Below are 21054 nucleotides of genomic sequence, written 5' to 3'. Positions count from 1 at the left end.
AGGCATGACTGACTTACCCTGGAAACGCATTGTCGTTAAGGTAGGTAGTGCCCTGATTGCTCCACACAAACAAGGTTGCAGCAGCCACTACTTACTCGGCATTGCCCAATTTATTACTTATTGTCGTGCCCAAGGGATCCAAGTTGTCTTGGTCTCTTCGGGCTCAGTCGCTGCAGGATGGCATCACTTTGGCGAGGTTGATAAACCGAGCGTCACAGTGAAAAAAGCCATGGCTGCAGCGGGTCAGGCCGATATGATGGCCACATGGAACAAGTTATTTGATTTCCCAACCGCACAGCTACTGTTAACCCACGGTGATTTACGCAATCGAGATCGTTACATCAGTATTAAAGACACGATTTTCAGCCTACTCGAACATGGGCTATTGCCTATCATCAACGAGAACGATGCCGTCACCGCCGACAAGCTCAAAGTTGGCGATAACGATAATCTCTCGGCCATGGTCGCCGCGGCGGCCGATGCCGATACGCTGATTATCTGTTCGGATGTGAATGGGCTTTACACGCAAAACCCCCATGAATATCCCGATGCACAGCTTATCAAGCAGGTGACCGAGATTAATGCCGAGATCTACGCCATGGCGGGCGGCGCCAGCAGTGCCGTCGGTACAGGGGGAATGCGGACTAAGATACAAGCTGCCAAGAAGGCGATTTCCCACGGGATCGAAACCTTTATTATCAATGGTTTTGATGCCGACTCATTCAACCAATTGTTGAAGGGCCAAAACCCAGGAACCTTATTTACCCCCAATGAGAAGCCAATGCAGGATCACTTGCACTGGATGACACATACCTCGCAGGCTCAAGGCGAAGTCATTGTTGAAAATGACTTTAATATCGCCCTTGATATCCATAGCGAGCAATTGACCAGTGACGATGTCGTTGCCATCAATGGGGACTTTTCTGTCGGTGACACCATTTTAGTACGCAAAGACGATGGCACTAAATTGGCAAAGGCCAAATCCAATTACAGCAGTTGTTTACTTAGCTTTATCACAGACCAAGACGATCGCGAGTTTGCCAGTGAATTTCAGCAAAAGACTGGACCGATTATTTCCGAGAAAAACATCGCCATTCTCGAATAAGCATCAGCCGAATAAAACTAAGCGAGTAAACATCTAAGCGGAGTAAATATGACTTTAATCAAAAACTTATCTCAAGAAGCTGCCAAAGCGGCTCTGATCCTCGCCCAAGTTGACGAACAGCTTAAAAATACTGTACTCCTCGATATGGCACGCTCATTACGCGAAAAGTCCTATGAAATCCAAAGCGCAAATTTAATCGACTTACACAGAGCGACCGCCGATAACGTCGGCCCAGCCATGCTCGACCGATTAACGCTAACGCCAGAACGTATCGAAGCTATGGCGGTAGGCATTGAAACCATCGCCGCCTTGCCCGATCCGATTGGCAACGAACGCTATATTGGTCAGCGACCTAACGGCTTATCCATCAGTAAGATGCGCGTTCCCTTAGGCGTGGTTTGTATGATTTATGAAGCGCGTCCCAATGTCACCGCCGATGCGGGTGCCCTGTGCTTTAAATCCGGCAATGCCGTGATCCTGCGCGGTGGTAAAGAGGCGCTGCACAGCAGTAAAATTATCGCCACTATTTTGCAAAGCGTATTGAAACAATACGGCTTGCCCGAGGCGTTAATCACAGTGGTGCCCGACCCAGATCGCGCCCTCATGCTAGAACTGCTGCAGCAACGAGATTATATCGATGTGATCATTCCCCGCGGCGGCGAAGGCTTGATTAACTTTGTGACTGACAACAGTAAAATACCAGTGATCCAGCATTTTAAAGGCGTGTGTCATTTATACGTCGATAAAGATGCCGATCTGGATATTGCTATGGACTTACTGCTCAACGGTAAAACCCAGCGCACTGGCGTATGTAATGCCCTCGAAGCCCTATTAGTACACCAAGAAATTGCCTCGCAATTCCTGCCTAAAGTAGCCAAAGCGCTGGCCGAGCATAAGGTTAAAATCAACGCTTGTACTCAATCCGGTGGCTACTTCGAAAACTGTACGTATATGGAAGAAGACGATTTCGGCCAAGAGTATTTAGATCTCGAAATTGCCATTCGCCAAGTCGATCATTTTGACCATGCTATCCAACATATTGCCCGTTTTGGTAGCCAGCACACCGAAGTGATTTGCACCGAAAACGAAGTTACTGCCGCACACTTCCAACGTGCGGTCGATGCTTCTGTGGTAATGGTCAATGCCTCTTCGCGCTTCTCCGACGGCAGCGAACTCGGCCTTGGAGCAGAAATCGGCATCGCGACATCTAAGCTACATGCCTACGGCCCAATGGGACTCGAATCCTTGACCGCTGAGAAGTATTTAGTCTCAGGCACAGGCCAAGTGCGGGCATAAACCTAAGGTGTAAATCACACTTTTAGGCTTAACAAGTCCGCTGGATTTCGATTCAATTGTAAAGATTAAAGGCCACAGTCAGTAACGACTGTGGCCTTTTTGTTGGCTAAATTGACCCTATCCACAACAGCCTGAATTCCAAGTCAATGCCCTGAAACCGAGTTATAGTAAGGCATGCGCTAAAACCTCAGATCCCACTGCGACGGCTTATCACAGCTCGCTGACAAGCTATTCGCCAATAAGTTACAACCCAGCTTAAACAATTTACACATTGAGCATATTGCATTTATTTTCAACAAACCTATCATGCGATCGATTCTCATTTGCACCTAAACGCTTTATTTGCACTCAGGATCACCAATCATCATTTAATCTGAAATCGCCTGAAAGGATTGAAATACCATGCCTCCCCTATCTGTTTTAACGTCTTGGCGCTCGCCATTGATCCCTGTACTTCTCAGCACACTTACTCTGACGGTTCAAGCCAATACTGACCCTAAGCAAGATGAGAAAAAAGATACAGAACAGATAGAAAGATTGAACGTGGTAGGAACATACACCCGCGCAGCAATGAATAGCGCCACGGGTTTGTCTATGTCACTCAAAGAAACCCCACAAAGCGTCACTTTGATTACCGAAGAGATGATCAGCGACAAAGGTTTGGTCACTATGGAGTCAGTGTTAAATCACACTCCTGGCGTGACTATGGTGGGCGATGCCTCTGAAAACAGTCAGATATTCGTGCGCGGCTATGCACTAGACAGCGGTGTCCAAATTGACGGCTTAATCACGACCTCTTCATCCCATGTTTACAGCGGCTCAATTGATCAAGGTTTAGACCCTGTGATTGCCGAACGGGTTGAAGTATTAAAAGGTGCGGCAGGGATTTTAAGCGGTTTAGGTGAACCTTCTGCCACGGTTAATTTTATTCGTAAACGCCCAACGGATGACACCCGCGCCACGGCAAGTGCGAGTTATGGCTCATGGAATACCTATAGATTAGAAGCCGATGTTTCTGGCTGGCTAACGGATTCGGGCAATGTGAAAGGTCGATTCGTGAGTGCGGTGAAGAAAGGCGATTCTTTTATCGATCGCTATCAGCGCGATACCACAGTGCTCTATGGCGTAGTTGAAACGAGTCTAAGTACCGATACTAGCTTGTCACTGTTTGCGGACTATCAAAAATCACAAACCGACGGTGTGTATAACTGGAACTCTAATCCCGCATTTTATACCGATGGCACAGCTGTCGATTTTGGCCGCAACTACTCTAGCTCACAGGACTGGACCCATTGGGACGTGACCCAAAAGAGTCTCATGGCCGAATTTAAACATAGATTCGATAACGACTGGTCACTCGTCAGTGCCTATCGTATCGCCAACGCCACCATAGATGCATTGGCCTTTTACCCTGGCGATTATATCGTCAAATCAACCGGCGAATTTGTTGGCCCTTGGGGCGATACTTATGCCGCCCAACATGATCGCGAGTCAGATACCAACAGTTTCAACCTGTATGCAACGGGTAACTTCGACTTACTCGGCCGTGAACATAGCGCTGTGATCGGTTTTAACTACGGTGACAACGAGTTCGATAACATCAACACAAACTCCGCACGCCAACGTCGCTATAACGTGGCGGATCAAGGCCATTATCCCAAGCCTAATATTCCTAATTCACCCACCAATGGCCAAACCAATGAGCAAAGCCAATCGGGTGTTTACGGCACTGTCCGTGTCAATCTGTTGGATTCACTGAAATTAATGGTCGGTGGACGCGTAAGTAACTGGTCCTATGAAAAGCATGATCTCGTGGGTAACAGCACAGATGCAACCATGGAAAAAACCGGTATTTTCATCCCCTACTACGGCCTAGTCTACGATGTGACCGAGCAGATCGCTGTCTACGCTAGCCGTACTGAAATCTTCAAACCTGGCACCTATTTTGGTGAAGATGGCCAACTGCTCGAACCTGCAGAAGGCACAAACGTCGAAGGCGGCGTCAAGGTCGCGCTGTTCGATGACACGCTAAACATGTCAGCCGCCATCTACGAAACCAATAAAGACAACGAACCTGAATATGCAGGTAAAGGTCAGCTACCTTCCGGTGACTCTATCTACGAAAGTGTGGATGGGATTACCACCAAGGGCTATGAGTTAGAAATTGCCGGACGTCTTACCGACTTATGGGATATCAGCGGTGGTTATACACACAACGATGCAGAAGATAAAGATGGCCTACGTCGTCAAACTTATCTGCCCGAAGATATCTTCAAACTCACCACTAAATATAACTTTGAAGATATTCTACCGGGCATTACTGCAGGTGCGAGCTGGCGCTGGCAGAGCAGCACCTTCTATCAAGGCACTATTTGGGGTGTCGATGGCGCGCCGAATGTGGCTTACCGCCAAACACAATCCGCCTACTCACTCGTTGACTTAATGTTTGGCTACCAAATCACACCATCTATTTCTATGCAATTGAACATTAACAATATTTTCGACAAGAACTACAACCGTTCACTCTGGGGTTACGCCGACTTTGGCGAGCCACGTAATGCCACACTGTCACTACGTTGGACGCTCTAAAACATAGCCCTAACCAGAAATAACATTAAGGATGATCAAATGAAACAAGTACTTGTAATACTCACTTTACTCGGCGGTATCGCTTTTTCGGCTCAAGCACATGAAGTATGGCTTGAGCGTAATAACGATGGTTCGGTTAAAGTGCAATTTGGCGAACCGGGTTCAGAGCAGGCTTCGGCAGAAGAGTTAGCATCGTTAAGCGCGGCGCGTATTTTCGCCGCCAATGCCAAGACACCGTTAACCGCCACAGCACAGGCCGATCATCTACTGGTCAAAACCCAAGATAGCAAGAGTGACATCAGTTTCTATGCCGATACCGCGTGGCAACCATGGAAAACCGAGACCGGATTGCAGGCCGCAATACTCTATGCCCGCACGGGACAAGAACACACAAAAGCGCTGCAAGATTTTGAATTTACGCCAGTAAAGTCAGGCGTTCCCGAGTTTGTGCTTAGCTATAAAGGCGCGCCACTGGTGAATCATCCAGTGCAAGTGTATCGCCCCGGTTTTTGGAGCAAGTCTTTCACCACCGATGCCCAAGGTAAATTCGCCCTCGATACCCCAGATGCGGGCCGCTACTTACTCGTCAGTAATCACACCACAGAAGGTAAACAAACACTCGCAGGCAACGAGGTTGATAGCGTTTTACACATCACCACCACGAGTTTTATCACTCAGTAATAATCTTAATAGTGAGATGGAGTTAACGTGCGTTATTTAATGATAGGTTTATACATGCTGTGTTCTGCAGTCCACGCAAGCACAGCACCTGTAACAGTCGCCTTGCCCCAAACAGGCAGTACCAATGAACTTTTGCCACTCAGTGGCTCCATTAAATCCGCACGGGTAGCCCGCTTATCTGCACGTACCGATGGCCTAGTCGCCAAAGTGCTGGTCGATGCGGGCTCGCAAGTCCGCGCTGGCCAGCCTCTACTCGCACTCGATGACACCTTAGCCATACACCAATTAGCACAGCGTCAGGCCGATGTAATGGCCGCTAAGACCATGCTGGCAGAAAAACAGCGACTCCTCACCGAAGCGCAAACACTCAGTTCTCAGCAATTATTCCCCGAAACTGAGCGCGCGATTCGCCAAGCGGCGTTAACCGAAGCCGAAGCTAATCTGCAGAGTTTAACGGCGGCATTAGCACACCAAAAAGAGGTGGTCGCCCGCCACCAACTGATCGCGCCGTTTGCGGGAGTGATTTCAAGCAAACAAACTGAAACTGGGGAATGGGTCAATGTCGGCACTGAAATCTTCACCTTAGTATCCCAAGAACAGCTCTGGCTCGATATTCAAGTCCCACAGGAAATGTTCCAAAACATAGCCACTGCAACTCAAGTCGATATTGCCGCAGATATGCTGCCTGAACAGCAGTTTATCGGCCATGTGAATGCACTCGTCCCCGTGAGCGACCACAATGCTCGCAGCTTCTTGGTGCGCTTAACCATTCCTGATGCGAGTGGACTTTTGATGCCCGGCACATCGGCCACTGCGACCTTCCACTTACAGCGGGCGCAACACAGTGTTGTCGTGCCGCAAGATGCGCTAGTCCGTCACCCGGACGGCCAGTTCAGTGTCTTTACCGTGCAAAACAACATAGCCCAACGGCATACCGTTCAAGTGGGCCACACGAGCGCCATCGGGATTGAAATCCTTAGCCCATTACCTAAAGACGCGCCCGTAGTGATCCGCGGTAACGAAAGCCTACAAGACCAACAGCCAGTCTCTGTACTCAACTCTGCAGTAGGAGATTAGTGGGATGCTGAAGTTTGGAATTAAACATGGCACCTTACTGTCGGTCATCGTCTTGATATTTTGCGTATTGGGCACGGCTGCAGCACTGCGTATCCCAATCCAAATGATCCCCGACTTAGATGTGCGCACCATCAGCGTGGCCACAGGTTGGCCGGGAGCGACACCGCAAGACGTCGAAAAAGAAATTCTGCTTGAGCAGGAACGCTACCTGCGCACCCTGCCCAACTTACAACGCATGACCTCTTGGGCCGATACGGGTTCGGCATGGATAGAACTCGAATTCCCCCAAAGCACTGAGATAAGCGACGCGCTTATTCGTGTTAGCAATGCGCTCAGCCAAGTATCGTCCTACCCTGAAAACGTCGATCAACCAAGGCTTTACAGCAGTTCATATTCAGACAACGCTTTCATGTATTTCCGCCTCGTGCCTGTCGCGGGGAACCCGCTGAATCTAGACATAGACATGATGCGCGATTTCGCTAACGACTTTATTCGCCCACAAATGGAGCGCGTCAAAGGCGTTTCCTCTGTCACTATTCAAGGCGGCGCTGAACGGCAAATTCAAATACGGCTCGATCCCGCCAAACTCGCCCAACGCGGCATCAGCATTATGGACGTGCGCCAAGCCATTCGAGATCGCAACAAGGACACTTCTGCGGGCGATATCGACAGTGGTAAAAAACGTTATTTACTGCGGGTAATTGGCCGTTTTGAGGATTTAAATCAACTTAAGCAACTGATTTTAAAACGCCAAGGTAATACGAATATTCTGCTGCAAGACGTTGCCGAGATAAAACTCGACCACGCCGAGATCCGAGAACTGTCCTTTGCCGAACAAGAACGCACCCTCAGCTTAGCGGTCAAACGGGATGTCGGTTCTAACGTTATCGCCATCAAAGATGCCATGATGCCCGTGATAGCGCAGATCAATCAAAATCAACTCGCCCAGCACGCCATGCAGTTAGAGTTATTCAGTGATGATGTGCGCTATGTGCAAGATTCGGTTGCAAATGTGTGGGTCAATTTAGGTCTAGGTGCCTTACTGGCAACCTTGGTCATGTACCTCTTCTTGCGCTCGAATCGAGCCACCCTGATTGGTGTTATCGGTATTCCGCTGTGTACCTTAGCCGCCTTCGTCGGGCTGCTGGTGTTTAATCGCACTATTAATGTCATTTCACTGGCGGGTGTTGCCTTTGCCATCGGCATGACGGTCGATAACAGCATTGTGGTGCTCGAAAGTATTGAACAAGCGCGCAGACGCGGATTAGAGCGTCTCGAAGCAGCCATAAGTGGTATCTACGATGTCTGGCCCGCAGTATTAGCCTCGACGCTCACCACAGTGCTAGTGTTTGTACCCATTCTATTTATCAAACAAGAAGCGGGGCAACTGTACTCGGATATCGCGATTGCCATCGCTTCATCCATTATCGCTTCTATGCTGGTCGCGGTGTTCATCGTACCCGCCGCAATTGCCCGTTTTGGTTTCGGTAAGATGCACTCGGCGCAGACAAACCAAAGTGAGCCCCCCAAAGCATCACGCATATTGAGCTTAGTCAGCCAACTTGTACTGTCGGCAAGACGCCGCACCTTTGTGATTGTGCTGTCACTCGTCTCGACGATCGGGCTTGCGGCTTGGCTGATGCCTCCGGCCGAATATTTACCCGAAGGTGAAGAACCAAAAGCCTTTACTTCTATGGTCGCACCGCCGGGTTACAACCTATCGGAAATGGCTAAAATTGCAGAAGAATTAACGACTCAGCTATCCGCGAGAGTCAATGCCGAGGCGGCATCCTTTGAACGTGGTGAGCAAAAAATTCCGCCGCTAAAATACTATACCCTCAGCGTAGGTGTCGGCAGTATTTGGGTGATGAGCGAACCCGTTCGCAGCCAAGATATGGATGCCATGATGAGCTCACTCACCGCCTTGTTTGAGCAATATCCGGGCATGCGCGCCTATTCATCGCGGGGTTCCATTATTTCCAGCAACGATGGTGGCACCCGCGCTGTCGCCTTGGATATTTCTGGCCCAAATCAAGCCAGTCTCTATCGCGCTGCCGAAGCGGCGTATCAAGCGGCGGAAAAAGTATTTGCCGAACCACAGCTGTATTCAGACCCATCGACCTTGTCGCTAGATCAACCGCTGTGGCAGATTTCCCCTCGCTGGCAACGTCTTGTAGAACAAGATTTTAGCGGTAGCGAGTTTGGCTATGCAGTTTCGGCACTGAGCGATGGCGCCTATGTCGACGAGTTTTTCCTCAGTGATAACAAGGTGGATATCTTTCTATTTAGTCTGGCAGGCAATCAACAGAGTCTGTCGCAATTGGCACTCGCGCCGATAGTCACGCCTAAGGGTAATGTACTGCCACTGCAAGCCTTGGCCGACATTAGTGAGCAAATGGATAGCGACAGTTTACGCCGCGTCGATGGCCGCAGAACCGTGACTCTTTACATTATTCCGCCGCGTTCCATTGCGTTAGAAACCGCTGTGGCTAAGGTGCGGGAAGAATTAGTCCCCATCCTCTATCAACAGGGTGCTGTCGGCAAAGATGTCAGTTTGGATATTTCGGGCGCAGCCGATCAGCTCGAAGCGACGAAAGCGGCACTCTCCAGCAATTTTCTGGTCGCCGTGTTGATCATCTACTTGTTATTAGTCGCGATTTTTAATCACTGGGGTTATCCGTTATTTGTGCTGATCACTATCCCGCTAGGACTTGCTGGCGGTTTAGTCGGCTTACAAGCGCTTAATTATACTGGCAGCTTATTTGCGTATTTTGGCGGCCAAGGTTGGCACCAACCCTTTGATATGATTACTATGCTTGGGTTTTTAATCCTACTCGGCACTGTCGTTAACAACCCGATTTTGATCGTGGAACAGAGCCGTAAAAACCTGCAATCGGGTCAGTTTGGTGTCGTTGAAGCCGTCAAATCTGCCGTCGCCAGTCGATTACGACCGATTCTAATGTCTACCGCGACGACCTTGTTTGGCTTATTGCCGCTGGTGTTATTCCCCGGTGCTGGAAGCGAACTCTACCGCGGCGTTGGCATAGTGGTATTGGCAGGTCTTATCGTGGCAACGCTACTTAGCTTAACCTTTTTACCCGCCCTGTTAATCTCTGTGCTATCCCGCACCCACAAGACAAATTCAGCAGAAGTGGCACACCATCATGACTGAAAAAACCAACATGACTCCGCCGTTAACACAAAGACTGATGCGCTGGAAAACGTCAGCCATCTGGAACGATAGCCTGCACATAGGCAATCGCTGCCTCGCAGCGACCTTTGGCGGCTATTTGTTAAGTGCAGTAGCGACTATTTTGCTCGCACAAATCCTGCCGTTATCTCAGGTTGATCGGGTGTTAACCGCCATGATGCTGTCATTTACTGTGTACACCTGCGCCGTGATTTGGGTGTTCAGCGTTAAATCAACATGGCGATACTGGCTGGATTTATTCGCGCTCAGCGGTCTGCTGTATTTAGCTTACCTCGCCGCTAAAGCGTTTGATGTTACAAGTGTTCAAGGGAGTGGATTATGAAAGACTCCTTTTTTCGTTCAATGACTTGGCTACACACTTGGGTTGGATTGCTCACCTGCTGGGTGTTGTTTCTGGTTTTTTTCGCCGGAACAGCGGCCTATTACCGTGCTGAAATCAACCTGTGGATGCAACCCGAAAACCACGGCAGCCAATATGATGCCAATGCGGATAATCAACAATTGATACTTAAGGGCCTCACGTCCTTGGCACAACAAGCGCCTGACGCTGAGTCATGGTGGATTTACTTACCCACACAACGGATGCCATTACTGACCTATGCATGGAGCGATCCCGCCGCTGAAGGCCAGCGATTTGGTGATTATCATCAAGGCTTTATTAACCCTGCGACAGGTGAAGCCTTACCTAAAGCACGGGAAAGCCGAGGGGGCGACTTTCTCTATCGACTGCATTTCGACTTGTACTACATGAGTGTGCTCACGGCGCGTTGGATTGTCGGCTTTTGCACTATGTTCATGTTGGTCGCCATCATCAGCGGGATAGTGATCCACAAACGTATTTTTAAGGATTTTTTTAGTTTTCGCCCCGGAAAAGGCCCGCGCTCTTGGTTAGATGCCCATGTCGCCAGCTCAGTTCTCGCATTGCCCTTTCATCTTATGATCACTTATACCGGCCTAGTGACCCTGATGTTTATGTATATGCCATGGGGACTTAACACGCAATATGGTGATGAAACTCAAGCCTTTTATTCGCAATGGAAACCCATTTACCAAACTCCCGCCGCCACTGGCACACCAGCCACTATGCTCGATAGTCAGAGTTTACTCAGTGCGATTCACAGTGTCGTGGGTGAGTCGCCACTTGAAGGCTTGCAGTTTGATAATCTCAACGACAGCAATGCCAGCGTAACAGTCAAAATCGCCCCTGAGCACAGCTTAAATCAGCAAGCGCCTTGGTATCACTTGTCTACTGTGACAGGTGCTGTGTTGGCGCAGTCGGCTGTGACTTCGGGAGCGAATCAAACCCAAAGTGCCATGATAGCCTTGCACAGTGGTCGCTTTGCTGGCCAAGGCCTACGTTTACTGTATTTACTGGCGGGATTAACGGGCTGCGTGATGATCGCCAGCGGCGCGATTATGTGGGCCGATAAACTGGCACAAAAGCAGCTTAAAAAAGATAAGAATCATAGCGGGCTTACGCTAGTGAACATGTTAAATCTCGCCACCTTTGCTGGCCTGCCCATTGCGCTAGCCTGTTATTTTTATGCCAATCGACTCTTACCTGTCACCTTTGCAGATAGAGAGAACTGGGAAATCCATTGTTTCTTTATCAGTTGGGCGTTAGTCGCACTGCTCGCTTGCTTCAAACGAGATAAACAAACATGGCAACGACTTTTTTTACTCACAGCCTTGCTTTATGGCCTGCTACCCCTGCTCAATGCCATGACTTCGCAGTATCAGCTGATAAGCAATCTACAGCGCCAAGCCTATGTTCTCGCAGGATTTGATCTCATGATGCTCGCACTTGCAGCGCTATTTTACATGGCAGCCAAACGCTTGCGTAGCCCTAAAAAAGTGCTGGCTACACGGGTAACCAAAGCGACGGCAGAATTAGGAGTTGAATCATGATAGCCACAGTCGAATTGTTAACCTGTTTTATCGCCATGGGGCTGTTGGCCTTATCTTATTTTAGCCACCACCGAGCCGTGCGTAACCGCCCGTTAACCGATGCACAGGCACGCGGATTTCGCACCGCTGGTACTGCAACGCTCGTCCTGTGCTATTGGCTTGCCAGTCGTCATTACGGCCCAGCGTACGCCAGCGTATTACTGCTCGGCTGGGTGTGTTTGAGTTCGATAATCCTAGTAATTTTACTCAGCTACAAGCCGCGTTGGCTACAGCCCATATTACCCGCCAGCACCGTAGTGTGTTTGCTCGGTTTGCTGTATTAAATACCGAATGAGATCGATTATGAGCGGGGCTAATTGATAAAAATCATAGAGTAGGGATTGTGAGATGAGTTCTTTTTTAAAGCCATATACACATCGAGTGACGATATAGCTAATTAAGCACCCACATTCCAGTGACTCGCCATTAACTCATCCCTGAGGGCTCGACGGCGGCATCCATGCCGCCAACGGTCACTTACATGCGAGTGCTTAATCTCTGTATATTTTTGAAGCTTACTATTGTTACATTAATACCAAAATTTCATAAATGGATAGCTCTAAAATGACTAAGGAGTATAGATAAGCGCTTCTTTCTATTCATCAAAAGACACTGCTAACTCTACCCAGTTTTTATAATCCGTTTTACTTGCAGAAAGATTTAATAATTGCTCTTGACGGTGACAATCTATTTTATCAAAGTAAGATATACTTTTTCCATGTTTTTCATCTAAATGCTTTATATACATACTCTTATCTCTAGGTATCCAATTCGAGCACATTTTATTCATTTCAGCCAGCAATCCATTTAATCCTAAATTAAAAGAAAGGCCACATGGTGATGTAACCACTTTAGGTAAAAATCCTTCATCACTATGAAAAGAAATTGGTAGAACATCTATAAAATAACCAACATTTGATATTGAAATAGAAAAATCATGGTTTTTATCATTTGCTTCAACCCATTCACTATAAAGAGAAAAATACTTATCCCTCAAGACAAATAACGTCAGCAATAAATAAGGATTAAATGTCTTTGGTGTATTGCTTAAAACAGCTAAAAACCTATCTGTTAACTGCTCAGTTTCCCTTAGCGATAATCTAAATCTATCGGCAACAATAGAAACAACTCTTGTGAAGTCATCGATCTTATCTAATCTAGGAATATATTCTTTCCACTTAGGATTATAAGTCACTTTGCTTTCTGCGATTCGGCTTACAAACTCATAGCGGGAAAGCTCAGTTAACGAATAACGGCGCCTAAAGAATCGCCCTAAATAGGTTTGTGCATCAAAGCCTTCCCCATAGACTGCTTTAACTGCATGCTGTAATTGCTCAGTATCAGTCGCAACAACAAATGCAATATTATCTAGCTCAAAGAAATGCTTCACTACTTCTAACATCTCTACTGCGTAACTTGGACGACAGCGGTCTAATTCATCGATAAATATAAAAGCCGGTGCTTTTAAAGTATCATTTTTATGTGCAATTACCGCAGTAATTAATTCTTTAATTTCGGATCGTAAATATTCAACCGACTTCAGTTTATCGTTGTGATCTTTCACTAAGCATTGTGCAATAGCTGCAGCAGACTCACTAAAAATATCTGATGAACCTTTGTCATCATTTTTAAGCTCATGTGTAATTTTGTCTTCGATTGAAATGTCATCTAAATTCAATCCAGTTGCCTTTTTAACCAATCCTTTGAGTAAAGCAGGTGCTGCAGCTTTGATAAAACGAGCCGTTTTTTCATTGATATTAGATACTATTTTATTTCCATGAGGTAATTGATCACTTAAAGCGTTTATCAAAGATGAAATCACCGTAAGCATTGGGTCGTCTGAATAGTCCTGCTTCCAAGCATCAATATAAACGACAGGGTGACTCTCTTTAATGCTCTCTATCCAGCGGTTAATGAAATAGGTTTTACCCGATCCCCACTTAGCGTTTAGGTTTAATACATAACCGCCATCGATGGCATTACTTGCCAAATAGTTGTGCAAAAATGAAGCGTATCTTGCTCTATTTAATGTGTCTTTTGGAAATAATTCCGTTCCATCAGTGCATAACATAGGCTTCTGCCAGTTAAACTCTACAATATCATCAGACATAAAATCCCTTTTTATTAATCAGTTACTCATACTTCAGAATAAAGTCGTTATTTTTTAACTATCAACTAAATGAGCGATACAGACAAACACAGAAGTCCGCAGAGTTAAGCACTCTCGCGGCAGTGACCGTTGGCGGCATGGATGCCGCCGTCGAGCCCTCAGGGACGAGTTTATGGCGAGTCACTGGAGTGATAGTGCTTAATAGCAACCACTTTATAAAACTTCCCACGACATCCTTTACGCTACTCCATCACACTGTGATTTACCCGCTTGATAGCAACTGGGTTGGCGTGGGCATACGGCGCCGCGAGAGCAAATAAGGCGAGCGTCGTTTTTGATCCCGCGTTCTATCCAGTTGATATTGAGGATTTTTGCGACGCTGACCAGATCGCTTTTAATGTGTTTGGGAATAGCGACTGAACCGCCGCTGGCGACACAGGCATCTTTCAAATCGTGGGCGATTGAGAGAGCATCTTTGCCTTGGGCTTCAATCGCTGGATTTAAATCTATGCCGGCACAGAGGACATGGGGATTGCCTGCCGAGTCTTCGACTTTAATTGACTCGCAGCAGTAAATGCGGGGTTCGTTGCCGACGTTTAAAATCGAAATCTGTGCCGAAGTGCCGACCGTCGGCTCACTGATCATCCTAAAGACGGCCCAATGCTGACAAGGGTCTTCTACTAGTCGCATATTGCCCCAAGGCAGTGGAATACCGTTACCACGGTAAACCGCCTTGAGCTTGCCTGGTGCGTAAGCGTCGAAATAATGCCAATGAGGATAAGGGGAGACGACTGTCATGCGCCGCATGGCGACTGAGGCTGACACTTGCAGTTGCTTGTGTACTTCAATCTCGTAACCGTGGCGGTCGAGTAATTGGCGATAAGGCACTTTAGGACACAGCAGCGCACCGGCGAAGAAGCTCGATTCAAAATCGCGCCACGCATGCAAGATATCCTGCGCGTTCAAGGTATTGGACTGCATACCCGCCTCTTCATCCACTTCTAATTTGCGGCCTGAGATCATCACACTCTTGAGGCCGTCCTTGTTGTGCAACACGCAATGACCTATGTGCACGGCTAAATCATATTTGAGTCTGTTGGGGCGATTTTTGAGGATTTTATTTACATAAATCGTGCTCGGCGGCTCAATAAATGAGGTGACCAACTGACGCGAACTCACGCCCATTTCATCGATAACTTCCTGCGGCGTACTATCTATCCACTTGATTTTTAATCCCATTTCCTTAGCGATATCCAGCATATCGTCCAGAGATAAGGGCATACGTTTGAGGCCGACTTCTTCGGCGGCACGTTCAAGATCAGGGAAATGATTTTGATGATGTTCTTGATGGGCGCGGATCAATAAATGGGCAAACTGCCGACCTGATATCCCTGTTTGCGACAGCATCTCAGGTATCGCTATTTGTAAAATATCATTGGAAAACAAAAAACTGGGTTCAAGTGCCATACCACTTATGCCACCACGTCGGCCCTTGTCTGGCGTAATGGCGTTTTCTTCGGGCACATCGTCTAAGAACCATTCGGCGTCTTTTTGAAAAACTGCGGCGATGACTGCCAGCATTCCGGCACTCGGCACACGCTTGCCACGTTCGATCATCGACAAATATGACACAGAGGGCGCACTTCCGGCGTCGACTCGAATGCATCGTGCTGACAAATCTTCCATCGTTAAATTATTACGTTTCCGTAGGTTACGTATTTTTGTGCCTAGGAAATGTGATTTTCTCATCAAGCTCTGGTCATTGCGCATTTTGTAAAATTCACAGTGTAAAATTTTTATTGTGAAATTGTAGTCAAAAAAAGACTAGACTACAAATCAAGCAATCAAGGAAAGGCTAATGCGAACAAGCTAAGCCATTCCAGTACAAGAAATGCTTAACCACTCCCACTAAAAGTGGCTAAGCACTCAAAGCGGACAAACCAAATTGAAGACAAACTTTGATAAGCCAAAAGTTAAATCAAAACCCTGAATTTTTTTAAATTGAAAGAGTGAGAGGAACAAGCGATGAATATGTCAATTATCAAGAGCAACCAGATCCAACCGAATCTAAACAGCCTCATCGCAGAAGAAGTGCTAGCCGTGGCCCAAGTGAATGTCGCCGAGCACGAGAAGATCGCTAATGCGAAACAATTCCTCGACCGCCTCTTTCCACTTAACTCTGGTTCACACCAAGATGTGAGCAGCTATGTGGTTTACTACCAACACCTGTTGGCCTTTTTTGCCGACGGCAGCCACAGTGGTTTACGTCAGCCAAAACAGTTTGTGGCCTTTAACGGCACTAAAGATGCGCCTTGCGCCATAGTGTTACAGGACCTAGGTTGCCACGTTGAACTCAGTTTCGACCGCAGTGGCATGATAGGTGCGAGAGACGTTGCCAATCTGGAAGATATCCAAATCGGAACGTCATTAAACATGGTAGTCGGAACACCAGAGTCACGTTCTGCCGCATCGCGCCATTGGCTCAGCCTATTACATGCGGGAATGTCCAGCGCCAACGACACCCAAGATAAGTTGTTTACCGCAAAGGATGGCAGCGATTACAACTTGAAAAGTATCGTAAATTTATAATTTCACGCTTTGTAACCTCGCCATTTATTATCTAGCCAAGAAGATGAACTGAGCTCAGTTCATCTTCTTCAATTTACCCTCCTGCTTTGCACAATCCTCTGAGAGTCAATAAAACTGATTAACTAGATAAGTTTAATTGATTTTATTGATGCTCATACACACAGCTATAATGCCCTCTTGCATCTGTCTCCATGATCAATCCAATTGATCGCCATTTTGTATCCGTCGCTTAATGTGAAGATCTGTGGTTGGAACGATAAACCGAATCGCTCGAGCCTAAGGCGTTATGAATTCTTCATCGACATCACAGCAAGATAATAAGACTCATCGCATCGTTTTCATCTGTGCGGGTTTGTTATGCCTCGCGCCTTTTATCTCATCGCCCATGGCGCTAGTGCTCGGTTTTACCTTAGCCAGCCTTGGTTGGGTGCCAGTGCAATGGAATATCGCCGCACTCACCAAAAAACTCCTGTCTTATTCGATCATTGGCTTAGGGTTTGGGATTAACTTAAACGCGGCGATCGAGGCGAGCACCCACAACTTCGGCCTGATTGTTGGCTCAATCTTTTTCACCCTCAGCTTAGGGTTTGTGCTCACCCGCGCCCTGAAATTTGATCATGTCACGGGCCACTTAATCGCCTCTGGTACCGCTATTTGCGGTGGCAGCGCCATTGCCGCAGTCGCTCCGGCCATCAATGCGCGTAACGATCAAACCGCCACTGCGTTAGCCTGCGTATTTGTGCTGAACTCAGTCGCGCTATTTTTATTCCCCGCACTCGGCCACTTACTCAATATGAGCCAATACGATTTTGGCGTGTGGAGTGCCATCGCCATCCACGATACTTCATCGGTTGTCGGCGCGGCTTCGGCCTACGGCGATGAAGCCTTAAAAACCGCAACCACTATAAAACTCGCCCGCGCCCTGTGGATTATCCCGATCGCATTGGTCAGCGCTATGTTGTTTGGTGGCGATAAGCGCAAGCTTAACCTGCCGTATTTTATCGGTTTTTATTGTTTAGCCATTGCTGTGGCCCATTGGTTGCCACAATTCCACGCTGTTTATGACACCTTATTTATGGTGTCGAAACGGGCATTAGTCCTGTGTTTATTTTTGATTGGTGCAGGAATTACAGTGCAGAAAATGCGGGCGAGTGGCCCCAAACCTTTGTTGCTTGGGGTGATGCTGTGGGCAGCGATTGGTATCACGTCTTTAGTGTATATTCTTTATTTTCAATAGCTAAGATTTAACTCAAAGCCAATCTACTCTGCCGTCGGCTTCATTCGCCAAGCCCAGTAGAGGACGCCAACAAAGGCGGAGAATTCGATAAGTGAACGCACGAGTCCTGTGGTTTGCGTCGAAGCGACCAAGGCAATCAGGCAAAACACGATAATCAGCCAGTTTTTCAATTGCATCTTCCAGCAAACTTAGGGGATGCTCATTATTGTTTAGAACTAAAAACTCAGCAAATATCGATTTTCAATAACAAATAGCTATAACAGCTAAGCCAATCCTGCGTTGATTAAGCTGCCTTAGGGCTTGATGCCGCTTCATTCGCAGCAAGATCTTGATTATGTTCTTGAATAAAATCTTCCATAAACCAAGCGCAAAAAGTATGGCGTCCATCGACTGCCGCTTTACCGTAAATGGTCGATGCCTGTTGTCTGACGGTTTTTTCTTTAGTCTGGCGCACTTCAGCAATTTCTTTAAAACTTAAACCCTTAAGCAGTAAAAATGCCACTTGCTGCTCACTCTTAGTAAAGCCCCAAGTCTCGAATTGCTGCGACACAGCTTGGCTGTATTCTTGTCTGGCAGAGCGCATTTGCGTCGACATATTGTCGATTTTTTTATCCGCATGCTCCAACCGTTTAGCCAACGCTTTCACTTCGCGGGAGCGACGAATAAGGTCATAACTTAAGTACATGGCACCAAGCACAGTGAGCACTAATAACATGGCTTCCTGGGCAATATGCCATTGGGGAATACCCAATTGAATGTCGGAAGTGATGTCAAAAAGCTTAAAGCATATGATCAAGGCCAACAGACCAATAATGACAAGATCCTTCATCGAAAAACTCCTAAATAAAAGCAAAATCAACCCATTAATTTATGGGACATATGTACCATAGACGGTTTTATGATACATGTCCCCCACGACTTTCGCCCACCAATCCCTACACTGACAGCACACTTTATTACCATAGAATCGTCCTATGTCTGTCAGTACGTCTTGTATCAAGTTATGTCTGTTGACGAGCTTAGTCAGCAGCAGTTTCCTGTGCCACGCCGCTAATTCCGAGCTATCTCAAGCACTCACCACCAGCCAAGCAAGATTACATTCTCTATCTCAATCGGGTGGTCAGTTACCGCAATCACAAATAAGCTTAAGCAGTTCATCTTGGCTCAATGGCCTGCCGAGCATTAGCTTGAGTCACTTAGGTAGCCTAGATAATGGTAACAGCTACGAGCAGGAACTCTCACTCAATTTGCCAATAAAATCCCCTGCTTTGCACAGCAGCGATAAGCAAATTAAACAACTCATCCAAGGCATTCAGGTGCAACAAGCCGCGCTGCAAGGCCTGTATTTATCGGGATTATTGCGACAAAGCCTGTGGGAACATCGTCTTGCCGCAGTGAAACTGGCCCAATTAGATCGCAAGAGCCAATTACTCGACAAACTCCATAACCAGCAAAAGCAACTCACAGATGCGGGCGAACTGCCGATTGCCCACATACTCTTGTTAGAACGCGAACTGGTGGATATTGCACTGGAGCGGGTCGATCTTAATCAGCAACAGGCTGAAGCGCTTGCCCTCTATCAACAACTCACCGGACAAGAGCAAATACCGCAGGACATAGCCGAAACTGCGCGGCCACTTTCTGCCAATAACCAACCCAATGACATTCTCGCGCAGCATCCATTATGGCAATTATTGAGCCTACAGAAACAGCAACAGCTGTTGATCATCCAGAGTCAGCAAGCGGGGAATAACGATCCTTGGGCTGTCTCACTCACGGCCAAAAATACCGTCGATGATCAACAGCTTGGCATCGCCGTTTCTGTACCACTGACCTTAGGTTCTGCCCTATCACAAACCGAATTATCCCAATGGCAACAAGCTAATACCGAGCACACGCTCAACCTCGACCGTACCTATATCGAGCTGAAAACTCAGCTTAAAAAACTAGAGCAACAGCAACAAAACTTACTCGACCAACAGACATTGCTAACTCAAGCCTTACACCTTAGCCGCACCATTACTGAAGAGCTGGCTAAGGTCAAAGACCAAAACCAAGTTAGCTACGAAGTCTGGCTGCGCCGCTATATGGATGCCCTCGATACCGAATCCCGCTTGGCACTGAACCAAGTCGCGCAGCAACAACTGCACTCCCAACAACTGCAAGCCTTAGGAATTTCATTATGATGGCCAAATACGGCGCATGCCTTTTCTGTTTATCCGCCAGTGTTGCCACTTTAGTGCAGGCTGAATCCTTAACGATAAGCTCCCTCGGTAATTTAGACCTGAGCTACGTACAACCACAGAAAGTCGCCAGTTATGAGGGCAGCCCGTTGCCCGCGCAGGTTGAAATCCTCCCCGGTAACGATTATTGGATCAGCACGCCGGAGAATATCCAGCAGATCAGCTTCCTCGTCGGCCAAGGCCAGCTCGTCACTAAGGGCCAAGCAATAGTTAAACTGACTGGGCCAGAAGTGTTCCACTACCTCGCCCAAGTCGAAGCTGCCAGCAGCTTATATCAACTGGCCAAAAGCCGTTATGAGCGTAATAAACCCTTATTAAACAATGGCAGTATCAGCGCAGAAAAATGGCAAGAGATCAGCCAAGACTACTTCAGCACTCACCTCGAATACGAGCACATGCAGCATTTTATGGAGATAGTCAAAAGCATAGATGCCACCACAGACTCCCTTGTGGTAGGCACGCCAGTGGCGGGGATCGTTAAACTCAACCAAGTGAATGGACCTTATATGGCGGGTTCGCAGCTATTCTCACTGGTGCCCAGCAACAGCATTCGCGTCAAGGTCAGTGTGCCAATGAGTCAGTCGCACTCACTCTCGGCGGTCAATATCAATCAGTGCCATATCGCCATTGAATCCGTGTCGGCCATCGCCGAAGGTGCCTTTGTGACCGCTTGGTCATCACCCGTACCGCAGGAGTGTAACTTACTGTTAGGACAACAGATCACTGTGATACCCGAGTATCAAAAGGCGGTGTATTTATTGCCTAAAAATAGCGTATTCAGTTGGGAGCAAGACAGCCAAGTCTTCACTAAAACCGCAGACACGCTCACCTCGATTACGATCGATATTCTCGGTTCAACCCCAGAGCAATATATCGTTGAAAGCGATCAAGATCTCAGCCAAATCCAAGTGTTATCCCAGTCAGTTGCTGCAGTCAAAGGCATAATGCTTGGCCTAGGAGGCGAATAAG

General features: G+C 47.5%; 18 protein-coding genes. 13 read left to right on the top strand and 5 right to left on the bottom strand.

Annotated features, from left to right (window positions below; all coding sequences use genetic code 11):
* The first annotated feature begins 4 nt into the window (after positions 1-4).
* From proB to L5L91_RS15175, 9 genes are all read left to right on the top strand, one after another.
* The gene (gene proB, locus L5L91_RS15215) at positions 5-1105 is read left to right on the top strand and encodes a glutamate 5-kinase (RefSeq protein ID WP_263237042.1); all 1101 of its coding nucleotides are present in this window, start codon (positions 5-7) and stop codon (positions 1103-1105) included.
* A 48-nt stretch (positions 1106-1153) separates the two neighbouring features.
* Entirely contained in the window at positions 1154-2401 is a 1248-nt protein-coding gene (locus L5L91_RS15210) for a glutamate-5-semialdehyde dehydrogenase (RefSeq protein ID WP_263237040.1), read from the top strand.
* Positions 2402-2803: 402 nt separating this feature from the next.
* The gene (locus L5L91_RS15205; RefSeq protein ID WP_263237038.1) at positions 2804-4990 is read left to right on the top strand and encodes a TonB-dependent siderophore receptor; all 2187 of its coding nucleotides are present in this window, start codon (positions 2804-2806) and stop codon (positions 4988-4990) included.
* A gap of 39 nt (positions 4991-5029) precedes the next feature.
* A complete protein-coding gene (locus tag L5L91_RS15200) occupies positions 5030-5671 on the top strand; it encodes a DUF4198 domain-containing protein (protein ID WP_263237037.1) in 642 nt (213 codons plus the stop codon).
* Positions 5672-5698: 27 nt separating this feature from the next.
* Positions 5699-6748, top strand: a complete 1050-nt coding sequence (locus L5L91_RS15195; RefSeq protein WP_263237035.1) for an efflux RND transporter periplasmic adaptor subunit — start codon at positions 5699-5701, stop codon at positions 6746-6748.
* A gap of 4 nt (positions 6749-6752) precedes the next feature.
* The gene (locus L5L91_RS15190) at positions 6753-9920 is read left to right on the top strand and encodes an efflux RND transporter permease subunit (RefSeq protein WP_263237033.1); all 3168 of its coding nucleotides are present in this window, start codon (positions 6753-6755) and stop codon (positions 9918-9920) included.
* Complete coding sequence (locus L5L91_RS15185; RefSeq protein WP_173248398.1) at positions 9913-10281, top strand: hypothetical protein; 369 nt, start codon at positions 9913-9915, stop codon at positions 10279-10281. The genes L5L91_RS15190 and L5L91_RS15185 overlap by 8 nt, the downstream gene beginning before the upstream one ends.
* Positions 10278-11867, top strand: a complete 1590-nt coding sequence (locus L5L91_RS15180; RefSeq protein WP_263162581.1) for a PepSY-associated TM helix domain-containing protein — start codon at positions 10278-10280, stop codon at positions 11865-11867. The genes L5L91_RS15185 and L5L91_RS15180 overlap by 4 nt, the downstream gene beginning before the upstream one ends.
* Positions 11864-12190: a DUF3325 domain-containing protein gene (locus L5L91_RS15175; RefSeq protein WP_263162584.1), complete on the top strand. Its 327-nt coding sequence runs from the start codon at positions 11864-11866 to the stop codon at positions 12188-12190. Before L5L91_RS15180 ends, L5L91_RS15175 begins: the two co-directional genes overlap by 4 nt.
* A 311-nt stretch (positions 12191-12501) precedes the next feature.
* Here L5L91_RS15175 and L5L91_RS15170 read toward each other — a convergent pair whose 3' ends face one another.
* From L5L91_RS15170 to L5L91_RS15160, 3 genes are all read right to left on the bottom strand, one after another.
* Positions 12502-14016, bottom strand: a complete 1515-nt coding sequence (locus L5L91_RS15170; protein ID WP_263237031.1) for a KAP family NTPase — start codon at positions 14014-14016, stop codon at positions 12502-12504.
* A 61-nt stretch (positions 14017-14077) separates the two neighbouring features.
* The gene (locus L5L91_RS15165) at positions 14078-14245 is read right to left on the bottom strand and encodes a hypothetical protein (RefSeq protein ID WP_263162589.1); all 168 of its coding nucleotides are present in this window, start codon (positions 14243-14245) and stop codon (positions 14078-14080) included.
* Between the two features lie 8 nt (positions 14246-14253).
* Positions 14254-15786 carry a DUF3612 domain-containing protein gene (locus L5L91_RS15160; protein ID WP_263237030.1) on the bottom strand — a complete coding sequence of 511 codons (1533 nt, stop codon included), beginning with the start codon at positions 15784-15786 and terminating at the stop codon, positions 14254-14256.
* A 255-nt stretch (positions 15787-16041) separates the two neighbouring features.
* On the opposite strand from L5L91_RS15160, the gene L5L91_RS15155 reads away from it, so the two are divergent.
* On the top strand, positions 16042-16605 hold the full coding sequence (locus tag L5L91_RS15155; protein ID WP_011845404.1) for a malate synthase: 564 nt from the start codon (positions 16042-16044) through the stop codon (positions 16603-16605).
* A gap of 286 nt (positions 16606-16891) precedes the next feature.
* Entirely contained in the window at positions 16892-17842 is a 951-nt protein-coding gene (locus tag L5L91_RS15150) for a YeiH family protein (protein WP_106648891.1), read from the top strand.
* Positions 17843-17865: 23 nt separating this feature from the next.
* Here L5L91_RS15150 and L5L91_RS15145 read toward each other — a convergent pair whose 3' ends face one another.
* Positions 17866-18012: a hypothetical protein gene (locus L5L91_RS15145; protein WP_105253023.1), complete on the bottom strand. Its 147-nt coding sequence runs from the start codon at positions 18010-18012 to the stop codon at positions 17866-17868.
* Positions 18013-18125: 113 nt separating this feature from the next.
* Complete coding sequence (locus L5L91_RS15140; RefSeq protein ID WP_113940183.1) at positions 18126-18671, bottom strand: helix-turn-helix transcriptional regulator; 546 nt, start codon at positions 18669-18671, stop codon at positions 18126-18128.
* A gap of 145 nt (positions 18672-18816) precedes the next feature.
* On the opposite strand from L5L91_RS15140, the gene L5L91_RS15135 reads away from it, so the two are divergent.
* Together L5L91_RS15135 and L5L91_RS15130 are read left to right on the top strand one after the other, a co-directional pair.
* Positions 18817-20028: a metal transporter gene (locus L5L91_RS15135; RefSeq protein WP_263237028.1), complete on the top strand. Its 1212-nt coding sequence runs from the start codon at positions 18817-18819 to the stop codon at positions 20026-20028.
* Positions 20025-21053, top strand: coding sequence for a membrane fusion-like protein (locus L5L91_RS15130; protein WP_263237027.1), 1029 nt, complete (start codon positions 20025-20027; stop codon positions 21051-21053). Before L5L91_RS15135 ends, L5L91_RS15130 begins: the two co-directional genes overlap by 4 nt.
* Position 21054 lies beyond the last annotated feature (1 nt).

The organism is Shewanella sp. SM55 (assembly GCF_025654025.1).
Lineage (GTDB): Bacteria > Pseudomonadota > Gammaproteobacteria > Enterobacterales > Shewanellaceae > Shewanella > Shewanella oncorhynchi.
Note: the sequence above shows the minus strand (reverse complement) of the source record. Positions and strands in the feature narration are given on the sequence as shown.

Coding starts and splice junctions, on each gene's coding strand:
- L5L91_RS15130 (WP_263237027.1), top strand. CDS start 20,025: ATGATGGCCAAATACGGCGCATGCCTTTTCTGTTTATCCGCCAGTGTT.
- proB (WP_263237042.1), top strand. CDS start 5: ATGACTGACTTACCCTGGAAACGCATTGTCGTTAAGGTAGGTAGTGCC.
- L5L91_RS15170 (WP_263237031.1), bottom strand. CDS start 14,016: ATGTCTGATGATATTGTAGAGTTTAACTGGCAGAAGCCTATGTTATGC.
- L5L91_RS15190 (WP_263237033.1), top strand. CDS start 6,753: ATGCTGAAGTTTGGAATTAAACATGGCACCTTACTGTCGGTCATCGTC.
- L5L91_RS15135 (WP_263237028.1), top strand. CDS start 18,817: ATGTCTGTCAGTACGTCTTGTATCAAGTTATGTCTGTTGACGAGCTTA.
- L5L91_RS15200 (WP_263237037.1), top strand. CDS start 5,030: ATGAAACAAGTACTTGTAATACTCACTTTACTCGGCGGTATCGCTTTT.
- L5L91_RS15185 (WP_173248398.1), top strand. CDS start 9,913: ATGACTGAAAAAACCAACATGACTCCGCCGTTAACACAAAGACTGATG.
- L5L91_RS15175 (WP_263162584.1), top strand. CDS start 11,864: ATGATAGCCACAGTCGAATTGTTAACCTGTTTTATCGCCATGGGGCTG.
- L5L91_RS15160 (WP_263237030.1), bottom strand. CDS start 15,786: ATGCGCAATGACCAGAGCTTGATGAGAAAATCACATTTCCTAGGCACA.
- L5L91_RS15150 (WP_106648891.1), top strand. CDS start 16,892: ATGAATTCTTCATCGACATCACAGCAAGATAATAAGACTCATCGCATC.
- L5L91_RS15140 (WP_113940183.1), bottom strand. CDS start 18,671: ATGAAGGATCTTGTCATTATTGGTCTGTTGGCCTTGATCATATGCTTT.
- L5L91_RS15205 (WP_263237038.1), top strand. CDS start 2,804: ATGCCTCCCCTATCTGTTTTAACGTCTTGGCGCTCGCCATTGATCCCT.
- L5L91_RS15210 (WP_263237040.1), top strand. CDS start 1,154: ATGACTTTAATCAAAAACTTATCTCAAGAAGCTGCCAAAGCGGCTCTG.
- L5L91_RS15180 (WP_263162581.1), top strand. CDS start 10,278: ATGAAAGACTCCTTTTTTCGTTCAATGACTTGGCTACACACTTGGGTT.
- L5L91_RS15155 (WP_011845404.1), top strand. CDS start 16,042: ATGAATATGTCAATTATCAAGAGCAACCAGATCCAACCGAATCTAAAC.